The 23,929-nt window shown below is 47.1% G+C and carries 13 protein-coding genes, 1 other RNA gene, 10 pseudogenes and 1 other annotated feature; of the genes and pseudogenes, 2 read left to right on the plus strand and 22 right to left on the minus strand.

Translation table 11 applies throughout. The features are described from left to right. Positions 1-162: 162 nt before the first annotated feature. From kimA to JCM11969_RS11695, 6 genes and pseudogenes are all read right to left on the minus strand, one after another. A pseudogene (gene kimA / locus JCM11969_RS11665) lies at positions 163-1,996 on the minus strand (potassium transporter KimA). A 1,098-nt stretch (positions 1,997-3,094) separates the two neighbouring features. After that, the gene (gene asnA / locus JCM11969_RS11675) at positions 3,095-4,102 is read right to left on the minus strand and encodes an aspartate--ammonia ligase (RefSeq protein WP_054711435.1); all 1,008 of its coding nucleotides are present in this window, start codon (positions 4,100-4,102) and stop codon (positions 3,095-3,097) included. Positions 4,103-4,166: 64 nt separating this feature from the next. Next, positions 4,167-4,409: a binding site (T-box leader), on the minus strand. Positions 4,410-4,675: 266 nt separating this feature from the next. Continuing rightward, positions 4,676-6,299 (minus strand): annotated as a pseudogene (gene groL, locus JCM11969_RS11680) (chaperonin GroEL). Positions 6,300-6,371: 72 nt separating this feature from the next. Next, positions 6,372-6,653, minus strand: a complete 282-nt coding sequence (gene groES, locus JCM11969_RS11685) for a co-chaperone GroES (RefSeq protein WP_054711437.1) — start codon at positions 6,651-6,653, stop codon at positions 6,372-6,374. Positions 6,654-7,060: 407 nt separating this feature from the next. Continuing rightward, positions 7,061-8,496 (minus strand): annotated as a pseudogene (gene cls / locus JCM11969_RS11690) (cardiolipin synthase). 233 nt (positions 8,497-8,729) lie between these two features. Continuing rightward, positions 8,730-9,367 (minus strand): annotated as a pseudogene (locus JCM11969_RS11695) (redox-sensing transcriptional repressor Rex). 231 nt (positions 9,368-9,598) lie between these two features. Here JCM11969_RS11695 and JCM11969_RS11700 point away from each other — a divergent pair. Continuing rightward, a pseudogene (locus JCM11969_RS11700) lies at positions 9,599-11,563 on the plus strand (ABC-F family ATP-binding cassette domain-containing protein). A 192-nt stretch (positions 11,564-11,755) separates the two neighbouring features. Here JCM11969_RS11700 and tsaD read toward each other — a convergent pair. The 16 genes and pseudogenes from tsaD to tadA all read right to left on the minus strand — a co-directional run bounded on the left by tsaD (position 11,756) and on the right by tadA (position 23,375). Then, entirely contained in the window at positions 11,756-12,811 is a 1,056-nt protein-coding gene (gene tsaD, locus JCM11969_RS11705; RefSeq protein ID WP_054711439.1) for a tRNA (adenosine(37)-N6)-threonylcarbamoyltransferase complex transferase subunit TsaD, read from the minus strand. Next, positions 12,801-13,142, minus strand: a pseudogene (rimI, locus tag JCM11969_RS11710) (ribosomal protein S18-alanine N-acetyltransferase); the annotation flags it as partial. The pseudogene rimI (JCM11969_RS11710) and the gene tsaD, both read right to left, overlap by 11 nt. A 121-nt stretch (positions 13,143-13,263) precedes the next feature. Next, a pseudogene (gene rimI, locus JCM11969_RS11715) lies at positions 13,264-13,844 on the minus strand (ribosomal protein S18-alanine N-acetyltransferase). After that, positions 13,828-14,549, minus strand: a pseudogene (tsaB, locus tag JCM11969_RS11720) (tRNA (adenosine(37)-N6)-threonylcarbamoyltransferase complex dimerization subunit type 1 TsaB). Before tsaB ends, rimI (JCM11969_RS11715) begins: the two co-directional pseudogenes overlap by 17 nt. A gap of 276 nt (positions 14,550-14,825) precedes the next feature. After that, positions 14,826-15,587 (minus strand): acyl-[acyl-carrier-protein] thioesterase, encoded by a 762-nt coding sequence (locus JCM11969_RS11725; RefSeq protein WP_054711443.1) that lies wholly within the window; start codon positions 15,585-15,587, stop codon positions 14,826-14,828. A 10-nt stretch (positions 15,588-15,597) separates the two neighbouring features. Continuing rightward, on the minus strand, positions 15,598-16,479 hold the full coding sequence (gene rsmI / locus JCM11969_RS11730) for a 16S rRNA (cytidine(1402)-2'-O)-methyltransferase (protein WP_054711444.1): 882 nt from the start codon (positions 16,477-16,479) through the stop codon (positions 15,598-15,600). 18 nt (positions 16,480-16,497) lie between these two features. Further along, positions 16,498-16,839, minus strand: coding sequence for a DNA replication initiation control protein YabA (locus tag JCM11969_RS11735; RefSeq protein WP_054711485.1), 342 nt, complete (start codon positions 16,837-16,839; stop codon positions 16,498-16,500). Between the two features lie 17 nt (positions 16,840-16,856). Then, positions 16,857-17,870: a DNA polymerase III subunit delta' gene (gene holB / locus JCM11969_RS11740; protein WP_054711446.1), complete on the minus strand. Its 1,014-nt coding sequence runs from the start codon at positions 17,868-17,870 to the stop codon at positions 16,857-16,859. A gap of 12 nt (positions 17,871-17,882) precedes the next feature. Next, positions 17,883-18,209, minus strand: a complete 327-nt coding sequence (darA, locus tag JCM11969_RS11745; protein WP_054711448.1) for a cyclic di-AMP receptor DarA — start codon at positions 18,207-18,209, stop codon at positions 17,883-17,885. A 17-nt stretch (positions 18,210-18,226) separates the two neighbouring features. Then, positions 18,227-18,862 carry a dTMP kinase gene (gene tmk / locus JCM11969_RS11750; protein ID WP_054711450.1) on the minus strand — a complete coding sequence of 212 codons (636 nt, stop codon included), beginning with the start codon at positions 18,860-18,862 and terminating at the stop codon, positions 18,227-18,229. Positions 18,863-19,584: 722 nt separating this feature from the next. Further along, positions 19,585-19,827: a YaaL family protein gene (locus tag JCM11969_RS11755; protein WP_054711452.1), complete on the minus strand. Its 243-nt coding sequence runs from the start codon at positions 19,825-19,827 to the stop codon at positions 19,585-19,587. A 17-nt stretch (positions 19,828-19,844) separates the two neighbouring features. Continuing rightward, positions 19,845-20,443: pseudogene (recR, locus tag JCM11969_RS11760) on the minus strand (recombination mediator RecR). Between the two features lie 31 nt (positions 20,444-20,474). After that, entirely contained in the window at positions 20,475-20,786 is a 312-nt protein-coding gene (locus tag JCM11969_RS11765) for a YbaB/EbfC family nucleoid-associated protein (RefSeq protein ID WP_054711459.1), read from the minus strand. A 17-nt stretch (positions 20,787-20,803) separates the two neighbouring features. After that, positions 20,804-22,585 (minus strand): DNA polymerase III subunit gamma/tau, encoded by a 1,782-nt coding sequence (gene dnaX, locus JCM11969_RS11770; RefSeq protein ID WP_054711461.1) that lies wholly within the window; start codon positions 22,583-22,585, stop codon positions 20,804-20,806. A 172-nt stretch (positions 22,586-22,757) separates the two neighbouring features. Continuing rightward, positions 22,758-22,857, minus strand: an RNA gene (gene ffs / locus JCM11969_RS17190) — signal recognition particle sRNA small type. Positions 22,858-22,893: 36 nt separating this feature from the next. Continuing rightward, positions 22,894-23,375: pseudogene (tadA, locus tag JCM11969_RS11775) on the minus strand (tRNA adenosine(34) deaminase TadA). A gap of 230 nt (positions 23,376-23,605) precedes the next feature. Between tadA and nrdH the strand changes: the two are divergent. Next, a complete protein-coding gene (gene nrdH / locus JCM11969_RS11780; protein ID WP_054711467.1) occupies positions 23,606-23,836 on the plus strand; it encodes a glutaredoxin-like protein NrdH in 231 nt (76 codons plus the stop codon). Positions 23,837-23,929 lie beyond the last annotated feature (93 nt).

A 23,929-nucleotide genomic window follows, 5' to 3' on the forward strand; every position in this document is an offset into this window, starting at 1 on the left:
CCTTCAGATTCCACCTTCACGATGGACACCCTTGTTCATTGACTTGGCGGTTCCGACTACTACGGCCCGCAACGGACTTTCACCGTCTAGTTGGCGCATGCCGGGCGCACCAAAAAAGCAGCCCCAGATCATCTGATCCAGAGCTGCTTTCGCTTGTTCTAACTAACGCTTCAAGTGGTAACTGTAAGTTGAAACGATAATGTTTTGACGCGTATTTAAGGCACCACGCAGACGCAGTGCAGTTTGGTTATGCAGCACATTTTGCCATGGATGGCGTGGTACGAACTGGGGTACAAGAACGGTCGTGGTAAAGTTCCGTTCAGCAGCCCGTTTGGCAATCACATCACAGAACCGCATGGTTGGTGTAATGATTGACCGGTATGACGAGTGAATGTCCACAAATCGAACGTCTGGGAACTTCACTTTGAACTCGTGCGCCGTCTTATGTTCCTTCACTGGATTTTCGTCAAACGACACGTGCATCGCGATCACGTAGTCCCCGATGGACCGCGCGTAGTCGATCGCATTAGCCGTTACCTTCGTCACGTTGCTGACAAGGACAATGACTGTTGCACCATCATAGTGGTGATTTTCAGGCGTAAACTTCTCGCTCACACGCAGTTGTCGCGCCACGTTATCATAGTGCAAGTGAATCCGGTAGAACATGTAGTAAAGCATTGGCATCACGATCAGGTAAGGCCAAACGTTGCCGAAATGTAGGAAGAACAGGCAAACAACCAGTGAGGCTGAAATAAACGCCCCGAGGAAGTTGATGAAGCCTTTAATGGCCAGATACCCTCTCGTACCCGGAACCAGTGTCTGATCATCCCGGATTGCGACAACGTAAATGGGACGAACACACCGATTGCGTATAATGGAATCAGCAAACTCGTTTTCCCGTTAAAGATAATGATCAAAACAATGGCACCAACTGCTAATGAGATGATCCCGTTGGAGTACCCTAACCGATCGCCTCGGTCAAGGTAGGCATGTGGCAAGAACTTATCCTTGGCCAGGTTATAAGCCAGAATTGGGAACGCTGAAAACCCTGTGTTCGCCGCCACGGCTAAAATTAAGGCCGTTGAGAGCTGAATGAGGTAATAGATCAACCCGTGCCCAAAGACTGCTTCAGCAATTTGTGACAGCACAGTGTTGTCTGCCATTGGCCGAATACCGGTGTAGTAACTCAGGAACGTGATTCCAGCAAAGAAGAGCGCCAGAATCGTTGCCATGATCGCCAAGGTTGCCGACGCATTGTGGCTCTTTGGCTTTTTGAAGTTTGGCACCGCGTTACTGATGGCTTCAACCCCGGTCAGTGACGATGACCCGGATGAGAAGGCCCGCAAGAACAGCACGACCGACATACCGCTAACCGACGTCGTTAACCCCGCTGAAGCGTGGTAGGCAATCTGCCCCGTTGCGATCCGGAAGAGTCCCCAGAGTACCATCCCAATAATCATAATGATGAAGAAGTAGACCGGGAAGGTAAGGAAGGACGCCGAATCGCGCATGCCCCGTAAATTAATGGCCATGATGCCAAGGACAATAATAATAGCAACGATCACTTGATAGTGACTTAACGCTGGAATTGCCGAGACAATGGCATCAACCCTGATGTCACAGAAACCGCCACAGTCAGCATATAGTCGACCAGCAATGAGCCCCCAGCAACTAACCCCGCTGAGGTCCCCCAGTTTGTCGAGGCAACCACGTAGGCCCCACCACCAGATGGATATGCATGAATGATCTGTTGGTAAGACAGTGTGATGGCAAACAGCAAGACCAGAACTAACAGCGCAACCCACATTTGATACATCAAGGCTGCAGCTGATAATGTGATCAAGACAGTCGTAATTTGTTCAGTCCCATAAGCCACTGATGATAGCGCGTCAGAAGAAAGTAGTGCAAGAGCTTTGAACTTTGTTAAGGCCTGACCGCCTTCATCTGTGGTCTTTAACGGTTTCCCAATTAACAACCGTTTCAAATAACGCCACATTTTCTTTACTCCTTTTCCGACTAATAATAGCTATCACCTACGAAAATTCATAACTGATAGCTTTTTTAATCCCCAATATTCGATAACTAGTATTTTTGCGCAAATCCGCTTCACGCAAAATCATTAGGTATTGTACACCAATCCACCATTAATTACTATTTATTTTAAAAAGAATGGGTACCTTATGAGAATTTGTCAAAAACATTGAGGTAAAACCCTGTTACATCAACATTTTGGGTCGAAAGCTCATAGTCAAATTCTAACACTTTCTGACCCGAAACGGACAAGAAAGCGACATCATTCAGGGTTCTTTTTCCAAATCACCACAAAAAATAATGATTGCGCGTAACGACGGCTCATTTATCGATCAGTAAACTGAAGGAGTTTTCCATTGTTGGGTGATTCAAAGTAGCGCCTTAATATCGCTTCGTTCCACCGTTCGGCCCTGCAGGCTGAGGTGGAGTCACTCTGGGGGAGTATTGAATGTCTTTCCAGAAATTCAAGGATCTCCTACATCTCCCGTGGTCGTATCCGGCTAAAAGACAGCCGCTAACGATCACCGACATCACAGCCTGCAATGCCGAACGGTTCCACTACACTATAATTCTGTTAGTAGTCGTCACAATTAATAAGTCTTCAAAAGTGGTATCACTAAAATTCCATATTAATCGTTACTAGTAACTAACTCGTCATGAGAAGCATTGCTGTTAATAGCCTTACTAGCAGTCGAGGGCGGATTCTCTGCGAACTTGATTTAGCGCAATTGTGATGCTTAACTCGTGAAAGAAACGGGCTCAACGTCAGTGGAATGCAGCAATTTGGCACGGAGCTGTGGTGTCGACATCAGTTATCGACCGTACTTTGGTCGGTTACTGATGTGCGAGACGACTTAGATCCACTCGAGAGCTGCGCAGCAGAAATCGAGTTAGCTCAGTCGCGAGCCACTACACGGCCTGCCAAATTGCGGAATGCAACGGCCTGTCACCCAACATTGGAAAGACCCAAACTGAATCAACTAAGGCCGCTCATACAAAAGATCCTCTGTACCCGGTCATTATTCTGGGCACAGAGGATCTTTACAGAGACAATTTTTTTAGATTAAAGCAGGTGGATATTAGCAGCCGCACACTGATCCAGCATGTCCTGTGGCCAAACACTGGCTTGAACTTCACCAACGTGAGCCTTTCCTAATAACAGCATGCACAGGCGTGACTGACCGATACCGCCACCAATGGTATATGGCAGTTCACCAGCAAGCAATTGTTTGTGGAATGGCAGACTGGCACGGTCCTCAGCATCAGCAGCTTTCAATTGAGCCTTCATCGCCGTTTCATCGACCCGAATCCCCATGCTTGAAATTTCAAGGGAACAGTTCAATGGTTCGTACCAGAACAAGATATCGCCGTTAAGTTGCCAATCATCATAGTCAGGTGCACGGCCGTCATGGCGTTTGCCAGACTTAAGCAGACCGCCAATTTGCATCAAGAATACGGCACCGTCTTCTTTACAGATGGCGTCTTCACGTTCCTTAGGCGTCTTATCAGGCCACCGGTCTTCCAGTTCCTGCGTGGTGACGAATTTAATGTCATCTGGGAGGTGGTGGACAGCATCTGGGTACTTGTACCAAACTTCGTCTTCCATGTGCTTAATGACCTTAAAAATACGGCGAACGGTGGTCTTCAATGTATCAGTGGTCCGTTCTTCCTTAGCAATGATTTTTTCCCAGTCCCATTGGTCAACGTAGATGGAGTGGAAGTTGTCCAGATCTTCATCCTTACGAATGGCATTCATGTTGGTGTACAGCCCTTCATGCATCTTAAAGCCATAACGATGCAGCGCCATCCGCTTCCACTTCGCAAGGGAGTGCACAATTTCCATGGTTTCACCAGGCATGTCCTTCATGGTAAATGAAACGGGTGCTTCAACGCCATTTAAATTATCATTCAACCCCGTTGAGCGTTCGACCATCATTGGGGCGGACATCCGTTGCAACCCCATCTCTTTGCCGAACTCATCCTGGAACGTTTCACGAATATAACGAATAGCAGCTTCAGTTTCTTTAACTGACAATTTTGGATCGTAATCCTTTGGGACAATAAAATGCATAGTCAAAAACTCCTTTGAAATTTTGTACGACACTGGGAAACGAAAAAAGCCTTCCGTCCCCAGCTAAAGGGACGAAAGACTTTTCGCGGTACCACCCAGTTTGTCTATTTCAAATAGACCACCTTACGACGCACCATCATGCGCCTCCGGACAATAACGGGCCGGTCACGTCTACGCCTACTCTGCAACGCCATTTGGGGTAGCAATCTCAGAAAGTGTTATTCAGTGCTCTCGATACCTCATCGGTTTTCCACTAACCCCGATTCACTGTCAGGTCGAAAGGACTTACTTATCTTTTTGTTTTTTCGTCTGTTTCGTATGTGTCTTTACTTTAGCATGTAAATGAGAGTTTGAAAAGAGGAAATTTTAAAATGACTTTCAGCTGCCATTCAAGAGATCGCTTTCATATCTTGATTACCGCCTATTCAAGTTTTGAAATAAAATTAAAATTATCTCACCGCACAACTCTTATTCTCATTATCATCAAATTTCGGGAAAATAAAAACGCCGCGAAATCAAATTGATCTCGCAGCGCTTCTTAATTTATTCTTTACCCTAAATGGTGAGGCGTGATTACATCATGCCGCCCATACCTGGTTGGGCTGGGGCTGCAGGAGCAGCTGAATCATCCTTAGGTTCGTCAGCAACAACGGCTTCAGTTGTCAGCAACAGTGCTGAAACTGATGAAGCGTTTTGTAATGCTGAACGGGTAACCTTGGTTGGGTCAACGATGCCGGCCTTAACCATGTCTTCGAACTTGTTGGTAGCTGCGTTGTAACCAACGCCAGTTTCCAAGCCCTTCATGTGGTCAACGATAACAGAACCTTCAACACCGGCGTTTTCTGCGATTTGACGAACAGGTTCTTCCAAAGCACGACGCACGATGGCAACACCAGTTGCTTCGTCACCTTCGGCTTCAACCTTGTCCACGTCACCGATCACGTTGATCAATGCGGTACCACCACCGGCAACAAAGCCTTCTTCAACGGCGGCACGAGTAGCGTTCAAAGCATCTTCAATTCGGTACTTGCGTTCCTTCAATTCGGTTTCAGTTGCGGCACCGACACGAACAACAGCAACACCGCCGGCTAACTTAGCCAAACGTTCCTTTAACTTGTCCTTGTCAAAGTCAGAAGTTGTGGCATCGATTTGCGTCTTGATTTCAGCAACACGTTCTTCGATTTGTTCCTTAGAACCAGCACCTTCAACAACGGTCGTGTTGTCCTTAGTGACGTTAACCTTGTTAGCTTGACCTAATTGATCAATCGTTGCATCCTTCAAGTTCAAGCCAAGGTCATCGGTGATCACAGTCCCACCAGTCAGAACAGCAATGTCTTGAAGTTGGGCCTTACGACGGTCACCAAAGCCAGGGGCCTTAACAGCAACGACGTTGAACGTCCCACGCATCTTGTTCAGCACAAGTTGGTAAAGCTTCGCCAGTGATGTCATCAGCGATGATCAACAATGAACGACTTTGTTCAACAACGGATTGCAGTAATGGCAAGATGTCTTGAATGTTTGAGATCTTCTTGTCAGTGATCAGGATGTATGGGTTGTCCAAGTTAGCTTCCATTTTATCGTTATCGGTAACCATGTACTGTGACATGTACCCACGATCAAATTGCATCCCTTCAACAACGTCCAAGCTGGTATCAACACCACGTGATTCTTCAATGGTGATCACGCCGTCATTACCAACTTTTTCCATGGCGTCGGCAATTAATGTACCAGTTTCTTCACTAGCTGAAGAAATAGCAGCGATCTGGGCAATGTCATCTTTGGTAGTGACCTTGTGGCTCATCTTGTGTAAGGCATCAACGGCTGCGTTAGTGGCCTTTTCGATCCCACGACGGATGCCGACAGGGTTAGCACCGGCAGTGACGTTCTTCATACCTTCGTTAACGATTGCTTGGGTCAAAACAGTGGCAGTAGTTGTCCCATCACCAGCGATATCGTTGGTCTTTGAAGCAACTTCAGCAACTAACTTAGCACCTAAGTTTTCAAAGTGATCTGACAATTCGATTGCCTTAGCGATCGTCACACCATCGTTAGTGATGGTTGGGTTACCGTAAGATTGTTCCAAAACAACGTTACGACCCTTAGGACCAATGGTGGTCTTAACTGTATCTGCCAATTTATCTACACCGCGAAGCATTGCGCCACGGGCGTCTTCAGAGAACTTTAACTCTTTAGCCATAATTAATTTTTCACCTCATATGATTAATTGTTAATTTTGTGTTTATGTCTGCCCTATTCAGGCTGACCGGTTTTAGTCAACGATTGCGACTAAATCTTTTTCGTGAACCACAAGGTAAGAAGCACCTTCATACTTAACTTCAGTGCCGGAATACTTGTCAAACAAGACGGTCTCGCCTTCCTTAACACTTGGGGCAACCTTTTCACCGTTATCAAGTACACGGCCATCACCAACAGCAACTACCTTTGCAGTTTGTGGCTTTTCTTGGGCGTTACTTGCTAAAACGATACCACCAACAGTGGTTTCTTCTTCTTGAGCTTGTAAGATCACACGGTCTCCTAATGGTTTTAACACTTGAATCCCTCCAATAAATCTAAAGATTTAGCACTCTTAGCACTCATCTAACACAAGTGCTAATCAACAATTAATACTATAAAATTATTCGGGGTAAAATGCAAGTTATATTGACTAGAAAGTTGAAAAGAGTGTGGAGAAAGGCGGTTAAGGGGCAGAATGTAAGGGACTCTGACAGAAATGCCTGGGTTTGGCATTTTTGTCAGAGTCCCTTACATGGCCGCCCCTTGCTTTTCGGAACACGTTTCGGCACGGCTGAATAGAAAGACTCTATGAGATGACGAGAATCGAGAAAATGTGTAAAAAAATCGAGAAGAAAATTGAGAAGGAACCCGATAAGCAGGAAAAGATAAGCAAAGTACAAGACAGTAATCCCCAAGCACAATAAAACTCAAAGTGGCCGCCACTCACAAAATCGGCGCCAACAATCGCGAAACACTCTGCTTAAACCGCAAGTACAACGACTGATCCGCAAACATTTCAGGCGTGATCAATGTACTTTCCGCCATATCCTGTTCAAATAACGCGGCCAGCTGTGTATTTATCTCCTTATCATATAGAAAGGCATTCACTTCAAAGTTTAACTTAAAGCTGCGGTAATCCATATTAGCACTGCCAACTGAGGCCACTTCGTCATCGACCAGCATCGTCTTTGCGTGTAAAAATCCATTCCCGTAGTAGTAGATTTTCGCACCAATTTCAGCTGTGTCTCTGCAAAAATGTTGGGTGGCTCGGTAGACAAATGGATGGTCCGGCATACTGGGCACCATAATGCGCACGTCAACGCCCGACATAATGGCAATCTTCAACGCTTCAATCACGCCATCATCGGGAATAAAGTACGGCGACTGGATCCAGAGCCGTTTTTTAGCCATCTGAATCAAGCGAATGTAGCCCATCTTGATTTGCTGCAATTGAGAATCCGGCCCGCTGCTGACGATCTGCATACTCGTTAATCCCTTTGGCGCCATCACTGGAAAGTAGTCACGATCGACGTAGTTATCTGCAAGTTTTGCTTTCTTTGACGTCGCATTCCAGTCCAGAACAAACCGGCTTTGGAGCGCAAAGACAGCTGCCCCTTCAATGCGAATATGCGTGTCGCGCCAGTGGCCAAATTTTTTGCTGCAGCCAAGGTATTGGTCACCAATGTTAAACCCGCCGACGTAACCAATTTCCCCATCGACCACCACTATTTTGCGGTGATTTCTAAAGTTGAGACGAAAGTCAAGAATAGCGGAACGCGCCAAGAATGGCTCAACATATCCGCCAGCATCGATCAGTGGCTTAAAAAAGCGCCGATAAGTCCCCATTGACCCCCACGGATCATAGATGACCCGTACCGTAACACCGGCCTTAGCACGGGCAACAAGGCGCTTAAGACAGCGCTGCCAATTTCATCATTATAAAACGTGTAGAATTCAACATTCACGTTGCGTTGCGCGGCGTTAATGTCACGGATGATGGCGTCAAACAAGCTATTGCCATCCGTAAATAGTTTCACGCGATTTCGTCGGGTCAAAAAAGCGCGATTGGCCCGCATAAAAAGCTGCATTGTTCCGGCAATATCGCGCGACACCGGGTGTTGGCTTGTATCGGGCTCTAGCAGCAGTTCTCGTTGTTCAGACAAAATTGTATCTAACCGCGTCTGAACCGTATTATCGACTTTGAAAAGTTTGTTTTTGGGGAGTTGTCTCCCAAAAAAAGCGTAAAAAATGAACCCGATTACCGGCAGTAACAACAACACCAGCAGCCACGCCCACATCGCGGCAATATCGCGACGTTGTCGAAACACTGTAAACAGTGCCGTCATCAGGTTAATTGCGTAGATCACACCAAGGATCATGGACCAAGAAATCGTCACATGCTCACCTCCAATAAGGGTTACAAAAAGTATAGCACTATTGTGCGTTTTCTCACACAAGTTCGAAATTTTGACCGCTTCTTGAAAGCGAAAAATAGCGCCTATCCAGATCAAATAGGCGTTTTAAATTCACTTGTTGTGTTCTTGTTTCGATTAAAAAAATGACACAAACAAAAAAACTGACCAATGCCACTAAGGTCATTAGCCAGTTTTGCTTATGCTTCTTCGTTATAGTGATCCAAGAAGTAGATCAATGTCTGTAATTCATTCGTCAGATCCACGTTTTGAACGCGCACGTTATTCGGAACTGATACCCGAAGTGGCGTAAAGTTCAAAATACCGCGGATACCACCAGCGATAGCTTCATCCGTTACCGATTGGGCAACGTCTGCAGGAACCGTAATGATGGCAACCTGAATTTGTTGATCCTTCAACTGTTTTTCAAGTTCAGCCATTGGATAAACGGGCACACCGCTCTTAACGGTGTTTGCGAGGTCAGCCTTAACATCAAAAGCAGCGCTGATACGGACGTTGGAATTTTGATGGAAGTTAAAGTTCAACAGCGCATTCCCGAGGTTCCCAACCCCGATCAAAGCGGCGTTGGTCAATTTTTCCTGGTTCAGGATCTTCTTGAAGAACTTTAGCAAACTCTCAACATCATACCCATACCCGCGTTTACCCAGGCACCAAAGTATGAAAAATCACGACGGATCGTTGCTGAATCAACCTTTACGGCTTCTGATAATTCAGTCGACGAGACCCGCGTCTTGTCTGCATCTTTTAAGATGCCTAAGTAACGGTAATAGATCGGCAAGCGCTTAGCGGTTGCCTTTGGGATCTTTGTTTCTGCCACAGTAACTCCTCCTTGTGAATTTTAGTAAAGTGAATGAAGTGAATTAGAATAAGTGCGTGTATTCTACTCTTAATTCTGGGGCTTGTGAAATAGCCATCCTCGCTCATTATAGCATAAACCCTTATCTTGTGAAATAATTTTCAATAAAAAGGTTGTGAAAACTGTTATTTACCAGTTAATGAGCCCCTATTATGGTAAAATAGTTTCACGAAGAAAGGTAGGCTGATTCATATGTTATTACAAGTCCAGCAAGTGACGCGGCGCTTTGGTGCTGAAACACTTTTTGCCGACGTCAACATGGATATCCCGGATAATGGCCGGGTGGCACTTGTTGGTCGCAATGGTGCCGGAAAGTCAACACTGATCCGCATCATTGCCGGAATCGATGCGCCTGATAAGGGCCAGATCGTTACCCGAAAGAAGTTAACACTCGGGTACCTGGCCCAAGATACAGGGCTTGATTCCAATAAGTCCATCTGGGAAGAAATGGCCAGCGTGTTTGCGGCCCTTCAGGCTCAGGAAGACCAGTTGCACGAGTTAGAAGCCCAAATGAGCGATCCCGATATTATAGCGGATCCTGACCAATTTGAACAGGTCACCACAACCTATGACCGAATCCAAAGTGACTTTAAGGCTAATAACGGTTATGGGTACCGAGCTGAGATTCGCGGTGTGCTTCACGGGTTCGGCTTTAACGAACCCGACTATGACCGTTCTGTCAACGAACTGTCTGGCGGTCAAAAAACACAGTTGGCGCTCGCTAAACTTCTGTTAGAAAAACGCGACTTGCTCATATTAGATGAACCAACGAACCACTTGGACGTTGAAACGTTGACCTGGCTCGAAGGTACATCCGGTCTTACAAGGGCGCGTTGCTGATTGTTTCTCATGACCGGTACTTCTTAGACCGTATCGTGAGCGAAGTGTACGACATGTCATCTGGCATCCTCACCCACTACCATGGCAACTATTCCAATTACGTGGACCAAAAAGCGGCGAAGTTAAGACGTGAATGGAAGGAATACGACAAGCAACAGGCAAAGATCTCCAAGCTTGAAGATTTCGTGAACCGAAACATTGTGCGTGCTTCAACGACCAAACGTGCTCAAGCGCGGCGGAAACAACTCGCTAAAATGGACCGTGTTGATCGGCCAGAGGGTGCTGACAAGGTTGCCCATTTTGAATTTGTACCCACTAAAGAAAGCGGCAATATTGTGCTCACAACGACCGACCTCGCAATTGGTTACACACCGGACAACGTGTTGGCGCAACCAGTGAATCTGGATGTCAATAAACACCAGGCAATTGCCATTGTCGGGCCAAACGGCGTGGGTAAATCAACCCTGCTCAAAACGATTCTGGGTAAAATTCCGGCCATTAAGGGCGACGTGCATTTTGGCACCGGCGTTGAGACCGGCTACTACGATCAGGAACAAAAATCACTCCATGGTGAAAAAACGGTGTTAAACGAACTTTGGGATGATCACCCAACAACCCCTGAGGGCGATATTCGCACGATTCTCGGGAGTTTTCTATTCACGGGTGAAGACGTCGACAAGATGGTGCATAGCCTCAGTGGTGGTGAAAAAGCCCGGTTGCTGCTCACCAAGCTTGCCATGCGTCACGATAATTTTCTGATTTTGGATGAACCGACTAACCATTTGGATATTGATAGCCGGCAAGTGCTGGAAAACACACTGAATGACTTCGAAGGTACCGTCCTGTTTGTTTCCCATGACCGGTACTTTATCAACCAAGTCGCCACATCAGTGGTCGAGCTTTCAGCTGAGGGTTCAGAACTTTATCTGGGCGACTATGACTACTACATTGATAAAAAAGAAGAGCAGGAAGCTTGGCATCCCAAAAAGAAGCTGAGGCAGCTGAAGCTGCGGGTACAACTGTGACGACGGCCGCTCCGACAACCAGTCAAAATAAGCAGCAGTATCAGCAATCTAAGGAACAGCAGAAAAAAAGAACGTAAGCTGACTCGTCAGGCGGATGCCTTGGAGGAACAGCTGACAGTCCTCTCTGATCAAAAGGATGCGTTAGAAACGCAAATGTCCCAGCCAGACGTTCTCAGATATCGAAAAACTAACTAAGCTGCAGGACCAGCTGAACGACGTGAATGCGGAAATCGAAACCACTGAAGATCAATGGGAAGAGATTTCGATGACGTTGGAGGAGCTGCAGGGTTAGCCTTCTGAAACACGTTTCCGCTATGTTGCATAAAAAGAAAACCTAAATATTGACGTTTGCCAGAAATCAAAGATAGCCTTTAAAAGTAGCGTTTCGGTACAGCTACCACCCCGCTACATCTCAATAGAATAATCAAAGCCAAAAAAGCCACCGCAATCCGCGATGGCCTTTTAATGTTCTGTTTATTTAAAATTATTCCGCCGTACTCATCCAATCAAACTCCAAACTAGGATCAGCATTCAAACTGGCATCGCCAAACTGCTGCTGGTTATAAAAGACATACCCAGCGGCCCCAACCATCGCCGCATTATCGCCGCATAACTTCAACGGCGCTAATAACAGTTCAGTATTGTCAAAGGCTTCCAATTCAGTCGTCAGCCGTTCACGTAAGCCGAGGTTGGCAGCAACACCGCCCGCCAAAATAAGTTGCTTAACAGGATAGTCCGCAAGCGCCCGGACGGTTTTATCCGCCAAAACGTCCACAACAGCCTGTTGAAAGCTAGCCGCGAGGTCTTCACGACTGAGCGTCTCGCCAAGTTGATCAGCATGGTGGGTCGTGTTCAGAAAGGCGCTCTTCAACCCGCTAAAACTAAAGTCAAACGAGTCGTCCTGATCCATGGCGCGAGGAAAGTTAAAGGTGTCCTTGCCCAAATGTGCGAGACGGTCAACTTCTTTGCCTGCTGGATAATTAATGCCTAACACCCGGCCAATTTTATCATAGGCCTCACCGGCAGCGTCATCGCGCGTCTCACCAATAATTTCAAACTTACCTGGTTCCGGCATATAGACCAATTCAGTATGGCCACCAGAAACGAGTAAGGCCAAGGCTGGAAACTCAATTGGTTTCACGAACCGGGCTGCGTAAATGTGCCCTGCCATATGGTTAACCGGAACTAATGGCAGGTGGTGTGCAAAGGCAACCGTTTTAGCGGCAGTTACACCAATTAACAACGCCCCGACCAGTCCTGGGCCATAGGTGACCGCAACAGCGTTAAGGTCATCATACCCAACCTGAGCTTCACTCAGCGCATCTTCAATACAGCTCGTGATCTGTTCGATATGGTGCCGACTGGCAACTTCTGGAACAACGCCACCAAATCGTTGGTGACTCTTGATCTGCGTTGCCACAATATTTGATAAAATATGGTCGCCATTTTCAATGACGGCCACACTTGTTTCATCACAACTGGATTCAAAAGATAAAATCAAATTTCGTTCCACGTGCTTCAGATCCTTTCTAATCAGCATTGATGACCAGTTTCATTAATAATGCGTCTTCTACTGGGTGGGTGTAATAGTGCGGTCGAATCCCAATCTGTTTAAATCCAAGCTTGGTGTACAAGCCCTGGGCTGGCACGTTCGACACTCGAACTTCCAAGAACACTTCAGTTTTTGGGGACAGCGTTGCTAAGAACGCTCGCATCATTTTAAAGGCAAGGCCGTGTCGTTGCATTTCCGGATGCATGGCCACACCTGTAATATCAACTTGGTCTAAGACTTTGATGGCGCCTACGAACCCAACGAGCTTACCATCATGATATGTCAATGCATACACGCGCTTTTCTGCACGTAATTCTTGTGCAAATACCGCCTGCTACCAGGCTTCATCCTTCGCGTAGGCCGCTTTAGCAACCGTTGCACATAGTTGGTCAAGGTGTGGCATCTGCCCCAACGCTGGTGCGGCCACGATCTGTGTTTGATTAGGCATCAGTTGACTCCGCTCCAGTCAGTAAGACCATGTCCACAGCATCTTCGTGGTCACCAAAGTAGTAGCCTTTTTGATGCCCTTTTGTTCAAAGCCCATGTCCTGATACAACTGCTGAGCACGGGTATTGCTGCGACGGACTTCCAGCGAGACCTGTTTCAATTCGAGTTCCCGCGCTTTTTTGACCATAATTGCAATGAGATAGTGCCCGAGCCCCCGACTTTGAAAATCAGGAACCACCGCGATGTTCGTAATGTGGGCATCACTTTTGACCTCATTAAAGGTACAGCCAATAAAGGCCAGCAACCGATCGTGTCGGCGGACCACTAAGTACAACCGGTCCTGACTGCGCTTCAGTTCACTGGCAAACGCTGAGGAATCCCAAGGTGTTTTCCCACCATAGACAGCACGTTCAATACCCAACATTTCAGGAATATCTGTAAACTGCGCCTTCGCCAGAAAATAATCGACGTCCTGAATGGTGACCTCGTGGTTTTTAATATCTAAAATGTCTTGGTATTTCGCCTCTTGAACCTGAAAAAGCTGGCGAAACCACTCATTAAACTTTTTCAACATAGTCGCTACTATCCTCTTCTGGATGCTGTTTACGCCAATCTGCTTCTGCCTTTGTCAACCGAAGATACCGCGGGACAAACGCATTAACGTCGGCAACTGGTGTCATGGTCAACCCTAAACGCCAAGTTGTTGGGCTTGTGGGATGCTCATGATTGCTGGTAATGTGATCAATTTTGATTTTAGCTGATCTGCCAGCCGGTCTTCAAAGTTTACCAAATCACCGAGGACGACAACGGACTCACCAGTGGCGACTAATTGTGGTACCCATTGGTCAAAACTGGTGTGTTGATCCGCAATAACTGGTTCCGGTACCCCATTTTTAATCCGGTACAACCCGGTAAACACGTTGTCGTTACGGCCGTCAAATAGCACCGTTACTAGTTGGCCCTCAGTTAAAATGTTGGCCGCAATCGCTGCAATGCTGGAGATGCCCACAAGCTCAATGTTTAAAGTTGCCGCCAGTGTTTTAGCCGTTGTAACAGCTGTCCGCAGACCCGTATAGGAACCGGGACCATCAGCGACCACAACCCGGTCCAGGTCCTCAGGGTCAAGGTGCACTGAGGTCATGAGCGATTCAATGATTGGTTGTAAATACGACGCATGTTTCGGGTGAACCGTCACTGTGGTCTGTGCCAACAGCTGATCGTCATCCATTAGCGCCACACTTAACGGTTGATTGGACGTATCCAATGCTAAAAGTTTCATAGTAAGTCGTTAAGTCCCTTCGTTTCTTGTAATTATCCAGCCACTATCATACCACCCAGGGTGGTGGGAAGCAAAAGTAGCGCGTGGAGGGAAGCGGTAGAGGGCGGATCCTAAGTAATTTTCGGCAGAAAATCCCAGTTGGGTATTGTGCCGGAAGTTGCTTAGGCATGAGCCCCTGCTGAGACCGGCATGGTAACCAAGAACTCCTGCCCACACAAAAAAGGCCCAGACACCCCCGCACCAGTACCGGGGACTGCCAAAAGCCTCTAAAATCTTCTACTTCATAATCGGTTGCCAATGACACTCCGCTTCCGTAGCAACATCACCATTATCCAATAAGATATGGTGCTTCGTAACGATAGGATCATTACTATCCGTCACAAGTGCCGCCTCACTCTTAACATCGTGGTGATACTGAACCTCGTTTTCAAACCGAATATTCATGGACACCAACCGATGCCGGGTTAAAAAGCTCATTGGTAAGGCATCTATTAACCAGTCAAAATAGCGTGAATTATTGACGTGACCATTGCCATCGATGTCAAAATAACGCACCCGATAGTCTTTGACCATCAGCTGGTCAGCATCATCTAATCGTTTGGGCCGTCCAAGCCGTGGAATCATTTTAACTTGTTCCGTTTCAAATGGTGTGATCACTTCTTCGGGAATCGACACGATCTTTCTCGTGTGATGATTCATTGTGACCCAAATACTCTCAATATGAACGCATTCCTGCCCGGTCTCGTCGTGCACCCAAAACTCCCGAAACGCAAAGTAACGGTTATAACAAGTTGCGCGGGTCGTTAACTTAACCGTCTCATCGTTAGTGGGCATCCGCGTAATATCGATCTTATACTGCGTAACGACCCAGCCGATGCCAAGCTCGGTTACCATCTTCGCACCAACGCCGAGGGAGTTGGTCTGATCTTCTGAGGATAAAATGATCATATTGATCAGCATTGCCGGTGTAACAGTGTTCGTGACGTCAGTTTCATAAAACGTCACACGGTGTGTTTCTGAAAATTCCTTAGCAGCCATCTGAATTCCTCTACTTCTTTTCGATATGGTGGTAAATTTGGTAAACGTCTTGTTTTTTTAGTTGTCTTAAGTGGGCAACCTGTTTAATCGCGTCATTGGGGCGCAGACCACTGTCAATCAGTTGATCCACGTGTTCTTCGATTGTCAGCTGACTAAAATCATCCGCTGGTGTTTCAATCTCCGGGTTAGGATTGCCGCTCACAATAATGACAAACTCACCACGAACCTGATCCGTTGTTGCCCAGGTCACCAGTTCGGCCAATGAACCGCGAATAAACTCTTCGTGCTTTTTTGTCAGCTCGCGGCAAAGCGCCGCCGGACGCTGTTCACCAAGTTCTGATGCAATATTGGTCAACGTCTTGGCTAGCCTGTGCGGCGCTTCATAGAAAATCAAGGTTTCTGGTCGGTTGACGAGTGCTGTGAGTTCATCGCGCTGTAATTTCGGCTTTCGGTCTAAGAAGCCATAAAAGTAAAACGGTTGCGGTGTGATGCCAGAGGCAATTAAGGCCGTCAATCCCGCATTGGCACCCGGTAACGGCACAACGGTCAATCCCGCTGCAACGCACGCTTTAACCAGTTCTTGACCGGGATCACTGATTGACGGCATTCCCGCATCACTGACCTGCGCAATATCCTCTCCCGCCTGCAATTTAGCAATCAACTGCGGGATTCGCTCCTGCGTGTTATGTTCATGAAAACTAATTTGAGGGGTCTCGATCTCAAAGTGATTTAATAACTTTTGTGTGTTCCGCGTATCTTCGGCGGCAATCAACGCCACATTCTTTAATGTTGCAACACTTCGGTAGGTCATATCGCCCAGATTTCCGATTGGTGTGGGCACTAAAAACAATGTCCCCGTATCGCGTTTTTCAAAACTTAATTGTGACTGCAAAACCCCCAGTCTCCTTCCTTATCGCTCACCATAAATCACTTCAACGCAAAACGCACAGGGTTCATTATTTTCACGTCGCTTACCGTACTCGTAATTGCACACGTGAAACCCCTCCTCGTACAATTTTTCGAGGTTTTTACGTGATTTAGACAACTGCGGTTCCTTGCCATTATCGCTAAGCGTCTCCGCATCATGGGTCGATTTGATCAGATCGCGCAAGTGCTGATTTTCAATCTTTAACTCTGCGTTTTGTTCCAACGTTGCTGTAACCTTATCCTGCAGATCCGCGAATTTATTGGTCATTTGGGCCATTTCGGACTGCATGTTTTTTAAGTAATCATAGACATCCTGATTTTCCAAATTGGCACCTTCTTCTATCATTCGGCTAAACCATCCAGTACAGATAACGTAAGTGTCTCAATGATACTTTGAAAGTTCATATTCCCGTTTAACGCCTTCTTAGTGGCTAACGCTTCCGTCACAATGGCCAAGAGGTCACGTTGTGTGATCGACTGTGCCACCGTTTGCATGTCCGCTTGGCTGTCCGGAAATGGCTGCGGCAGATCAGTTTGCTGATACTTCACCATAAGCGTCGTTTGCCACAGAATAATAATCGCATCTAACACGATGCTCTGTCGTTCGCGGTCGGTTGCTAATGGCATTAACCCAGTCTGTACCGTCACAAACGCCGTGGCATCCCGCTTTGCTAACTGGGTGTACCAACGCGCTAATTCATGTTGCAAATGACCTAACCAGTCATCCGTGGTTAGAGCCTTAGCCTGTTCCAGGCTATTCGTCAGTTGACTGAGCAGTACCGTTTGTTTTCGGGAAATACCTTCCGCTGCCAATTCGGCTGCGAAGACATCCGCAGCAACTGGCGAGAATTCCACCAACTGAGTCCGCGAAATAATGGTTGGTAGGATCAGACTCTTATTCGTGGTGAGTAAAAAGATAACCCGGTTGGCAACCGGTTCTTCAATAAATTTCAACAGGCTGTTAGCAGCGTTGGTCGTCAGCGTATCAGCACCCTCAATAATGAAGATCTTCATGCTGCCTTCGACAGGGCTCTTTGCGAATTCGTCCTTAATGTAGCGCACTTGGTCAACTTTGATGCGTTGACCATCAGGTGACACCATGACAACGTCTGGGCTATCCCCCGCTAGAATACGCTGACACTCCGTACAAACACCACAGGGCGCACCATCAGGCTCCGGATGCTCACAGAACAGCGCCATTGCGACAGCCTGGGCTACCGCCTTTTTGCCGCAACCGGCGAGGCCGGCAAACAAGTACGCGTGGGTCAGCCGATTATGCTGCACCAGATGCATAAAGTGCGCGTATAATTTTGGTTGTTTTTGCTGGGCTTCGTTAATTGTTGTTTCAGTAATCACAACGGCCCCCTATTAAAATTGATGAAATTGATCAACTGGCAACACAAACACGGTTGCCCCGCCGACCTGAACCTCAACTGGATAACCAGCTGTCGTATCTTCGGCGTCCAGATTAACTTGCGGTGTCATAAATTGTTGCCGGGTTCGAGAGGTTTCATGGATGATATCGAGGACTTCCTGCACCCGATCATCGTCAATCCCGACCATGTAAGTGGTATTTCCGGCTTTTAAGAAACCGCCGCTCGTCGACAACCGAGTGGCACCAATGTTAGCTTTAATAAATTCATTTCGAAGCCGATTAGCATCCTTATCTTGCACAACTGCAATAATGAGTTTCATAGTTGTTCCTCCTATGGTTAGCGGTTCGCGATTGCCTGGTTGACCAAGTCGGTAGCGGTCTGAATAACGGTATTTAGGGGTTGCGTTGCATCCACGGTCGTGATTCGTTCTGGGTATGCATCCCGTAAACGAAGGTACCCCGCCCGAACCAGTTTGTGAAACGCTAGCGCCTCTTGATCAAGCCGATCAACATCATCTTGTCGATGGGCCTTGATTCGCGCAATCCCGACCTCTGATGGGACGTCAAAATACAAGGTCAAATCAGGCAACAGTCCATTTGTCGCAAACGTGTTCATGTCATAAACAGCCTGTTCACCGATTTGACGACCAGCGCCTTGATAGGCAACTGAACTATCAACGTAGCGGTCGCAGAGGACCACTTTCCCTTGTCGAAGCGCCGGCAAGATCGTCTCAGTTAAATGTTGACGTCGAGCTGCCGCATACAATAACGCTTCAGTTCGTGGATCCATTTCTGTATTTTCAGGATTTAAAATAATATCCCGAATGGCTTCAGAAATCTGGTTGCCGCCGGGTTCTCGTGTGACCAGCAGCTGATCGCCTAACTGTGCGCCTACGGTCTTGGTAACGGCCTCTAAAACGGTGGTTTTTCCAGCGCCATCAGGGCCTTCAAATGAAATAAATAATCCGGACAATGGTCTTAACTCCAATTTTTTGATTTAGATTTATTGTACTTGATTCGCGGGGGTTGTACAACTGGGAGAGTGTGGAAGGAAGCGTTTAGGGAGCGGAGTGTAAGGGACTCTGACAGAAATTTTTGGGCCTGAAATTTTGTCAGAGTCCCTTACACAGGAGCTCCCTGCTTCCTGGAACACGTTTAGACGCCAAATTAGCAACGCCACTACGTTGACCGGGACTTTAGCAAAACTCAACCTAACGCGCAAGTGTGGATCCTGCTCAGCAAAATTACAACCCGTTCATTTCCAATACCACTCTACTAAAGCCTAAAGCCAGCGACAACTGATTAAAAAAGACCAAACAATAAGACCAACCCCCGAAATAACATGTCGGGGCTTGGTCTTACTATTGACTTGTGTATTGTAAACTACCTAACAATTTGTCTGTTGAGTCACCAGCGATTGAGCGGCGACGAGCATTACTGTTATATTGCCGAAACGCGTTTCTGCCAAGCAGAGGGATCCTGCGTATGCCAACTCTGGCTTTGAAGCCACAACCTGGATTCAACTCTTTTTGCCTCTGTGAATTCCTTGCTACAGTCTTTCTTGGCCTCCGTGCCGAAACGCGTTCCAGAAGGCAAGAGGCGGCCATGTAAGGGGCTTTGGCAAAAATCCCAAAATCGGGGATTTCTGCCAAAGTCCCTTACATTCTGCCCCTTAACCGCCTTCTTCCACGCTCTCTAATAATCAAACACCGAAGACTGAATCCTCTGTCCATGCACCTTCCTCAGCCTTGCTTCCCGGTACAAAAACAGGTATTTCTGCCGAGCCAGGACCGTTTGTGCTGTAATATCTTCATCCACATCCGAGACCGCTTCTTCGGTTTCCTTCGCGTGATCCCACTCTTGTTTTGCCAAATCAATCGATGATAACAGTTTGTTATCAAACTCTTGCCGAATTTTTTGCTTTCGTGACCCAAACATTGTGACACGTCCCTTCGTTACATTTCAGTACGCCCTTCAACCGCTTTGAACAGCGTCATTTCATCCGCGTACTCAATGTCGGTACCCACTGACAATCCATGTGCGAGTCGGGTCACTTTAATGCCTGCCGGCTTGATCAGCCGTGACAGATACATCGCAGTAGCTTCACCCTCTGGATTCGCGTTAGTGGCAATGATAATTTCCTTAACTGCCTCGTTCGTTTGGAGGCGTTTCAAGAGACTAGAAATGTTTAAGTCTTCCGGCCCCTTGCCTTCAATTGGTGATAATACCCCGTTAAGCACGTGGTATAACCCGTGGTACTCCTTCATTTTTTCCATCACCATGATGTCCTTGGCCTGTTCGACCACCAGGATCTGGCTCTGGTCACGCGTCTTATCCTACAAATGTCGCAGGGATCAGATTCCGTGATGTTGCCGCAAATCGAGCAGAAATGAAGGTCCCGTTTGGCGGAGATCAACGACTTTGCAAACCGGGTGACGTCATCGCCATTCATATCAATGGTAAAAAATGCCAACCGGGTCGCCGTCTTTTGGCCAATGCCGGGAAGTTTCATATAACTATCGATCAGTTGGGCGATAGGTTCTGGATATTGCATGTTCTAACCTCGATTTAACTGCTTGTCTTACCTACTTTGGTAACCCGTTGCTGTACTTATCCAGCGTTTGCTTACCTTCAACATCGATCTGTCCCAACGCATCGTTAACGGCGGCAAGGACCAAGTCGCTTAACATGTCAGGGTCATCTGGATCGATAGCTTTAGGGTCAATGGTCATGTCAGTCATGACCCGCTTACCAGCAAAGGTAACCTTCACCATCTCGTCAGGAGAAACGCCGGTGAAGTCTTTGGCCTCCATGACCTTTTGTTCTTCTGCCAGTTGTTTTTCCATTTTCTTCATTTGTTTCATCATGTTATTCATGTTGCCCATACCACGCATCATTGTGTTAACCACCTTTATTAATCTTGTTTAACTTCTATTATATCGCTGATATCTTCACCGAAGACCTGTTGTGCCTCACTCACCATTTGGTCGTTTTCTGGCTGCTGGTCTTCTGATTGTGTTTCCTGTGTCTCAACAGCCGCTGACGAATCGCCCTCAGGCTCACCTTCTGGATGCACCTTGTGCTGTTTCAGATAATTCTTACGAATCGTCGGCCACTCACCAGTTGGGACAAAAACGATATCCGGCACGTGACCCGTTTCGCGGTCAAGTGCATTTTCAATATCGTCTTTAAATGAGTTGTCATCATCCGCCCGCTCGACAATAAAACTGTCATCGAAGGCAATCACCGCACCACGGTCACTTGCCGCAACGGGTTTTGCAATCTTCATCATGGCACGCTTTCGCGGACTATCAAAGTACTGAATCAACTCCGGCCAATTACTTTGCAAGTCCGATAAAGCGGTCCGGGTTGCTGAACCAAGGATCGGATAAATCTTTTCCAAATTAATATGGAACGCGCCCGCCCGGTGAGCCGGTTTAGATTGCGCCGGTGCTTGTGGCTGCACGGCAGCTGGTGCGGTTCCAGCTGGTTGCTGTTGAAGCGCTGAAACCGTCTGTTGGAGGCTTTGAACCTCGCGTTGCAACTGCGTGATGACGTCCTGGTCAGCTGGAGTTGCTGAAACGGCTGGTTGGCTGGCAACCGGCTGTTGACCTCTAATACCAGCTAATTTTACCGTGAGGACTTCCAAATAAACGTCCTCATGAGTCGTAAATCGCATCTGTTGTTGAATGTCATTCAGGGCATCGATCATATCGTATAACCGTTGCGGTGACAATTTCGTGGCTAAGGTCTTAAATTGATCATCGACCTGATCCAATTCGATCTCGGCAACTAATTCCGGCGATTGCTGGTATAGCAGCAAATCACGGGTCAAATTAACCAAATCTTCGGTAAACCGCTCAGGGTCCTTCCCATCAGCGAGGACATCCTGAATCGTAACGAGAGCCTGCTGCGTGTCATTATCGGCCACCTGATCCAAGTACTGCACCAGGAGTTTTTTTCGCACCGAACCAGTCACTAACAGCGCGTTGTCCAACGTCACGGTATCATCACCAAACGAAATGGCTTGGTCCAGGATACTAAGGGCATCCCGCATCCCACCTTCGGACGCTTTGGCAATGACTTTCAACGCTTCTTCATCGTAGGTCACATGTTTTTCATTCAAGATATAGGTCATTCGATCCAGACTATCCTTGGCCTGAATCTGTTTAAAATCAAACCGTTGTGTCCGAGAAATGATGGTTGCTGGAATCTTGTGCGGTTCAGTTGTTGCGAGCACAAAGATCACGTTTGCCGGTGGTTCCTCCAGCGTCTTCAGCAATGCATTAAAGGCCCCTGTTGACAGCATATGCACTTCATCAATAATGTAGATTTTAAATTCGGCTTCCGTCGGCGCGTACTTCACTTTATCACGAATGTCGCGAATTTCTTCAACCCCGTTGTTGGAAGCCGCATCGATTTCGATAACATCGTTAAGTGTCCCCTGCGTGATTGCTTTACAGATCTCACAGTCGTTGCAGGGCTCACCATCTTTTTGGTTCGGACAGTTAACAGCCTTCGCAAAAATTTTCGCCATGGACGTCTTACCAGTCCCACGGGGGCCGGCAAATAAATAAGCATGACTCGTTTGATGCGTTTTTATCGCGTTCTTTAACGTTTGGGTGATCAGCGACTGACCGATCACTTCGTCAAATCGCTGCGGCCGCCACACCCGGTATAAGGCTTGGTAACTCATGACTACATTCCCTCTTAGTTTTTTTCTTGAACTTTCATTATATAGTGTTTAGGGTAAAAATTCTACTCATGCGCGCAATCCATCCCAGACTTAATCGAAACATAATGGGCCCAAATTTGACGCGCATTGCAAGAAAAAGAGCCAGCCCAAATGGATGAGCCAGCTCTCGTTTAAGATCATATCAACTTGAAGCACAAAGCAGAGCAAACTTAGTGCTGCTTCCTTCCGGACCTGACACGATTCGTTAGTCCGCCCTTGCTTCAAGGCCTTACGGCAATTACTAGAATAACACAGATGTGAAATGAACGCTAGTCTTGATTTAACGCACGACGCGATTTTTCTTGTCGTTCCCGTTTGTGTCGCTTGCGCGTAGCCTTGAAAAATGTCTTGAGCTGCTGCCCTGCCTCATCCGCTAACACGCCCTCCTGAATCTCAACTTGATGATTCAACCGGTCGTCAGTCAGAATTTCATAGAGACTTTTCGTCCCGCCAGCCTTCGGATCACGGGCACCGAACACCACGCGATCGACTCGAGCATTAATGATGGCTCCGCTGCACATCACACAGGGTTCTAACGTGACGTAGAGCGTGCAGTCGATCAAGCGCCAACTATTTAACGCTGCGTTGGCTTCGCGAATGGCGATCATTTCTGCGTGGTCAGCCGCATCTTGACTGTGTTCGCGCAGATTGTGCCCGCGACCAATAATGACACCCTCATGCACACAACAGCGCCAATCGGCACCTCACCAATCAAGGCTGCCTTGCGTGCTTCATCTAACGCTGCGTTCATATATGTTTCATCGTCAGCTCTCAATCCGTTACCTCCTTCTTACAAATTTGACCAGTGCTCCCGTTTTGACACACAAATATAATTTACTTACTAAAATTCAGTGAGCACGCCCTCGGCGAGACACAGGTCGTAAATGTACTAAATATGGTGTTGGAATAGTTGCTATTTTCTATATCTGGTGTAAACTCTAATTATTAACAAGCTACATAGCACATAGGAGTGTGATAGGAATGGCAAAAGTAACTGTATATTCACGAAACAACTGCATGCAATGCAAAATGACAAAGCGTTTTCTCACGGAACACCACGTTGACTTTGATGAAAGAAACATCAATGAGGAACCCCAATACATTGATTACCTGAAGGAAAACGGGTTTCAATCCTTACCCGTCGTTGAAGCCAACGGCGATCTTCAGTTTAGCGGATTCCAACCCGCTAAGCTCCAACAATTGGCCGTTTAGTTTCGATATAATTGAACCGCGTTTAGGTGACGATGCATACCAATGAATCGTCACTTTTCTATTCTTATCGACTCATGACGCTAACTAATCTAT

Source organism: Secundilactobacillus paracollinoides DSM 15502 = JCM 11969 (genome assembly GCF_001311135.1).
Lineage (GTDB): Bacteria > Bacillota > Bacilli > Lactobacillales > Lactobacillaceae > Secundilactobacillus > Secundilactobacillus paracollinoides.

Coding starts and splice junctions, on each gene's coding strand:
- asnA (WP_054711435.1), bottom strand. CDS start 4,102: ATGCATTTTATTGTCCCAAAGGATTACGATCCAAAATTGTCAGTTAAA.
- tsaD (WP_054711439.1), bottom strand. CDS start 12,811: ATGCTGATTAGAAAGGATCTGAAGCACGTGGAACGAAATTTGATTTTA.
- JCM11969_RS11725 (WP_054711443.1), bottom strand. CDS start 15,587: ATGGCTGCTAAGGAATTTTCAGAAACACACCGTGTGACGTTTTATGAA.
- darA (WP_054711448.1), bottom strand. CDS start 18,209: ATGAAACTCATTATTGCAGTTGTGCAAGATAAGGATGCTAATCGGCTT.
- JCM11969_RS11755 (WP_054711452.1), bottom strand. CDS start 19,827: ATGTTTGGGTCACGAAAGCAAAAAATTCGGCAAGAGTTTGATAACAAA.
- JCM11969_RS11765 (WP_054711459.1), bottom strand. CDS start 20,786: ATGATGCGTGGTATGGGCAACATGAATAACATGATGAAACAAATGAAG.
- dnaX (WP_054711461.1), bottom strand. CDS start 22,585: ATGAGTTACCAAGCCTTATACCGGGTGTGGCGGCCGCAGCGATTTGAC.
- nrdH (WP_054711467.1), top strand. CDS start 23,606: ATGGCAAAAGTAACTGTATATTCACGAAACAACTGCATGCAATGCAAA.